This window comes from Streptomyces odonnellii, assembly GCF_000981895.1.
GTDB lineage: Bacteria > Actinomycetota > Actinomycetes > Streptomycetales > Streptomycetaceae > Streptomyces > Streptomyces odonnellii.
Genome location: NZ_LATD01000008.1, coordinates 1 through 4,753, shown reverse-complemented (window position 1 = coordinate 4,753; position 4,753 = coordinate 1). Strand labels below are relative to the sequence as shown.

The following is a 4,753-nucleotide window of genomic DNA, read 5'->3' as shown; positions in this document are numbered from 1 at the left end:
CTCCACCCCCGTCCCCGCCACCGCGCCACGCGCCGGCCGCCGGGAATGGACCGCCTTTGTCGTCCTCCTGCTGCCGCTCCTCCTCGTCTCGATGGATGTCTCCGTCCTCTACTTCGCGATCCCGGCCATCAGCAGGGAGCTGGATCCGAGCAGCACCCAGCAGTTGTGGATCTTCGACATCTATGCCTTCGCCCTGGCCGGGCTGCTGATCACCATGGGTTCGCTCGGCGACCGCATCGGCCGCCGGAGGCTGCTGCTCATCGGCGCCACCGCCTTCGGTGTCGCCTCCGTCGGCGCGGCGTACGCGCAGAGCGCCGAGATGCTCATCGCCGCACGGGCGCTGCTCGGGATCGGCGGGGCCACCCTGATGCCCTCGACCATGGCGCTGGTGCGCAACATGTTCCGAGACGACGCGCAGCGCAGCCGCGCGATCGGTATCTGGTCGGGCGCCATGGCCGGCGGGGTCGCGCTCGGTTCGGTGCTGGGCGGGTTCCTGCTGGAGCACTTCTGGTGGGGCTCGGTCTTTCTGGTCAACGTGCCCGCGATGGCGCTGCTGCTGGTCCTGGTCCCGCTGCTGGTACCGGAGTTCAGGGATCCGGCGCCCGGCCGCTACGACCTGCTGAGCGTGCCTCTGTCCATGGGGGCCGTCCTGCCGCTGGTGTACGGGCTGAAGGAGATCGCCGCCGGCGGCCTCAGCACGGTGCGGGTGCTGTGCGTGGCGGCGGGGCTCGCGGGCGGCGCGCTGTTCGTACGGCGCCAGCGCGGCCGGGACGATGCGATGATCAGCCGCGCGCTGTTCCGCGGCGGAGCCGAGGGCGAGCACGGAGGCCACGGCCGGGGAAAGAGCCGAGGGAAGGGCCGGGGCCGGAGCGGGGTCTTCGGCTCCGGGATCGTCCTCAACACCCTGGCCGCCTTCGCCATGATGGGCTCGGCCTACTACACCACCCAGTACCTCCAGTCCGTCCTCGGCATGAACTCCCTGGAGGCCGCGCTGTGGAGCCTGGCCCCCTCACTGGTCATCGGCGCAGCCGCACCGGCCGGCCCCGCGATCGCGGAGAAGGCCGGCCGCGCGCAGGTCATAGCGGCCGGATTCCTCATCGGTGCGGCCGGGTTCGCGCTGATCGCGTCGGCCGGTACGGATTCGCTCTGGCTCGTCCTGAGCGGCGCCGCGGTCCTGGGCTGCGGCATCGTCATCGTGATGGCGCTGGTCTCGGACATGGCGCTGGCCGCCGCGCCCGCGGAGAAGGCCGGTTCGGCGGCCTCACTGCTGGAGACGGGCCAGGAGTTCGGCGGTGCGCTGGGCATGGCGGTCCTGGGCAGCCTCGGTACGGCGGTCTACCGGCGGGACCTCGCGGACTCCGCCCCCGCCGGACTGCCGGCCGACGCGCTGGAGACCGCCCGGGAAACGCTGGGCGGGGCCACGGTGGTCGCGGCCCAACTGCCGGGAAAAGCAGGGGAATCGCTGCTCGGTCTGGCCCAGGAGGCCTTTGTGCACGGGATGCGGATCGCCTCGGCCGGCGGGGCGCTGCTGCTGATCGCCGCCGCCGTACTGGCCGCCGCCCTGCTCCGTACGGCCCCCCGGAGCACCGGCCCACGCGCCGGAGCGAGCACCGGTCCGAGCACCGGAACGAGCGCCAGTCCGGGCACCGGCCCAGGCACGGGAACGACCGCCGGTCCGAGCACCGGAAAGCAAGCGGAAGAGCCCGCCCCGACCCCCACGCACTGACCGCACAAGACCCGCACCACGCACCCGCACAACACGAAGGGCCCGGCGAAAACCGGGCCCTTCCCCCTTCAACCCCTCAGCTCAACCCCGCAGCAGACCCTCAGTCCGCCAGATTCACCGAGCGCGCCGAAGCCGCCCCGATCTCCTGCGCGATCTCCGCGAGCACAGCCGGCGGTACGGTGTCGTCGACCGTCAGCACGACCAGCGCCTCACCGCCCTCCTCGGCCCGCGAGACCTGCATCCCCGCGATGTTCTGCCCGGCCTCGCCCAGGATCCGGCCGACCGTGCCGACCACCCCGGGGCGGTCCTCGTAACGCATCACGATCATGTGGTCCGCCAGCGCCAGATCGATGTCGTACTCCCCGATCGCGACGATCTTCTGGAGGTGCTTGGGGCCCGCCAGCGTGCCGGAGACCGAGACCTCCTCGCCGTCCGCGAGCGTGCCGCGCACCGTGACCACATTGCGGTGGTTCGGCGACTCGCTCGACGTGGTGAGCCGGACCTCGACACCGCGCTCCTGCGCGAACAGCGGCGCGTTCACATACGACACCGTCTCGGCGACGACATCCTCGAACACGCCCTTCAGCGCGGAGAGTTCGAGCACCTTCACATCGTGCTGGGTGATCTCGCCGTACACCTCGACGTCGAGCCGCACCGCGACCTCGCCCGCCAGCGCGGTGAAGATACGGCCCAGCTTCTCGGCGAGCGGCAGCCCCGGGCGTACGTCCTCGGCGATCACGCCTCCCTGCACATTCACCGCGTCCGGCACCAGCTCACCGGCGAGCGCGAGCCGCACGGACCTGGCGACCGCGATACCCGCCTTCTCCTGCGCCTCGTCGGTGGACGCGCCGAGGTGCGGGGTGCAGACGACCTGGTCGAACTGGAAGAGCGGGGAGTCCGTGCAGGGCTCCTTCGCGTACACATCAAGACCGGCGCCCGCGACCCGGCCCTCCTTGAGGGCGGAGGCCAGCGCCTCCTCGTCCACGATCCCGCCACGCGCGGCGTTCACGATCCGTACCGTCGGCTTGACCTTGTGCAGCGCCTCGTCGCCGATCAGGCCCAGCGTCTCGGGGGTCTTCGGCAGATGGACGGTGATGAAGTCCGACACTTCGAGCAGCTCGTCGAGCGTCAGCAGCTTGACACCCATCTGGGCGGCGCGGGCCGGCTGTACATAGGGGTCGTACGCGACGATCTTCATGCCGAAGGCGGACATGCGCTGGGCGACCAGCACGCCGATCCGGCCCAGACCGACCACACCGAGCGTCTTCTCACTCAGCTCGACGCCCGTGTACTTGGAGCGCTTCCACTCGCCGTTCTTCAGGGCGGAGTTCGCCTGCGGGATATTGCGGGCGGTGGCGACCAGCAGACCGCAGGCCAGCTCGGCGGCGGTGACGATATTGGACGTCGGCGCGTTCACCACCATCACGCCGGCCTTGGTGGCGGCGGCGACATCCACATTGTCCAGGCCGACCCCGGCCCGGGCGACGACCTTGAGCTTCGCGGCCGCGGCCACCGCCTCGGCGTCGACCTTGGTCGCGGAACGGACCAGAATGGCGTCCACATCGGCGATGGCGGGCAGCAGCTCCGCACGGTCGGCGCCATTGCAGTGCCGGATCTCGAAGTCCGGACCGAGCGCGTCGACAGTGGCGGGCGAAAGCTCTTCGGCGATGAGTACGACAGGTTTCGAGCTCACGTGAGTCCTCACAAGTCCCATTGCGGACGGCCGTCCCGACGGCCGCAGGCGGTGGAGGGGTCCTAGGGCGTGCCCGGTCGGACATGACGGACAGGTCCTAGCCGCGTGGAAGACGCACGACATTGTGGGCCTGACGCGTATGTGCTGTGCAGTGTAGTGCTGTCACGGGGCACGTGATCCTCCCGAGCAGCAGGATCACTCATACGTGCGTACGGGGCGGCCCCGGCCGATCACTCCCGGCCTGGACCGCCCCGCGAATATCACGCGTCGTCGTTGTCGACCCAGCTCATCAGCTTGCGCAGCTCGGCGCCGGTGGTCGCCAGCAGGCTGTCGCTGTCGGCCTTCTTGTACTCGTTGTACTTCTTCAGACCGCCGTGGTACTCGTCCATCCAGTTCTTGGCGAACGAGCCGTCCTGGATCTCGGCCAGGATCTTCTTCATCTCGGCCTTGGTCTGGTCGTTGATGATCCGCGGGCCGCTGACGTAGTCGCCCCACTCGGCGGTCTCGGAGACCGACCAGCGCATCTTCTCCAGGCCGCCCTCGTACATCAGGTCCACGATCAGCTTCAGCTCGTGGAGGCACTCGAAGTACGCGATCTCCGGCTGGTAGCCGGCCTCGGTCAGCGTCTCGAAGCCCGCCTTGACCAGCGCGGCCGTACCGCCGCAGAGCACGGCCTGCTCACCGAAGAGATCGGTCTCAGTCTCCTCCTTGAAGGTTGTCTTGATAACGCCTGCGCGGGTGCCGCCGATGGCCTTCGCGTACGAGAGGGCCAGCGCGAAGGCGCCGCCGGAGGGGTCCTGCTCGACGGCCGCGATACACGGAACGCCGCGACCCTCCTCGTACTGGCGGCGGACCAGGTGGCCGGGGCCCTTGGGGGCGACCATCGCGACATCGACATGCGCCGGGGGCTTGATGAAGCCGTAGCGGATGTTGAGGCCGTGACCGAAGAAGATGGCGTCGCCGTCGTTCAGGTTGTCCTTGATGGACTTCTCGTACACCTCGGCCTGGATCGGGTCCGGCACCAGGATCATGATCACATCGGCCTCGGCGGCGGCCTCGGCGGGCGTCACCACGCGCAGGCCCTGCTCCTCGGCCTTGGCCTTGGACTTCGAGCCCTCGTGCAGGCCGACCCGGACGTCGACACCCGAGTCACGGAGCGACAGCGCGTGGGCGTGGCCCTGGCTGCCGTAACCGATGACCGCGACCTTGCGGTTCTGGATGATGGACAGGTCGGCATCGTCGTCGTAGAACAGCTCGGCCACTGGGTCTTCTCCTTGGTGTGCACTTCTGTGAATTCGCAGCTTGCGTCCCACCGTACGGCGGGGCGGGCGGGG

Annotated in this window: 3 protein-coding genes; 1 reads left to right on the top strand and 2 read right to left on the bottom strand. The window is 69.7% G+C overall.

What is annotated here, in order from left to right:
- On the top strand, positions 1-1,726 hold a 1,726-nt coding region (locus WH07_RS01475; protein WP_232788665.1), incomplete at its 5' end, for an MFS transporter.
- Positions 1,727-1,826: 100 nt separating this feature from the next.
- Here WH07_RS01475 and serA read toward each other — a convergent pair.
- Positions 1,827-3,419 (bottom strand): phosphoglycerate dehydrogenase, encoded by a 1,593-nt coding sequence (gene serA / locus WH07_RS01470; protein WP_046494390.1) that lies wholly within the window; start codon positions 3,417-3,419, stop codon positions 1,827-1,829.
- 260 nt (positions 3,420-3,679) lie between these two features.
- On the bottom strand, positions 3,680-4,714 hold the full coding sequence (gene ilvC / locus WH07_RS01465) for a ketol-acid reductoisomerase (protein ID WP_079022865.1): 1,035 nt from the start codon (positions 4,712-4,714) through the stop codon (positions 3,680-3,682).
- Positions 4,715-4,753: the final 39 nt, after the last annotated feature.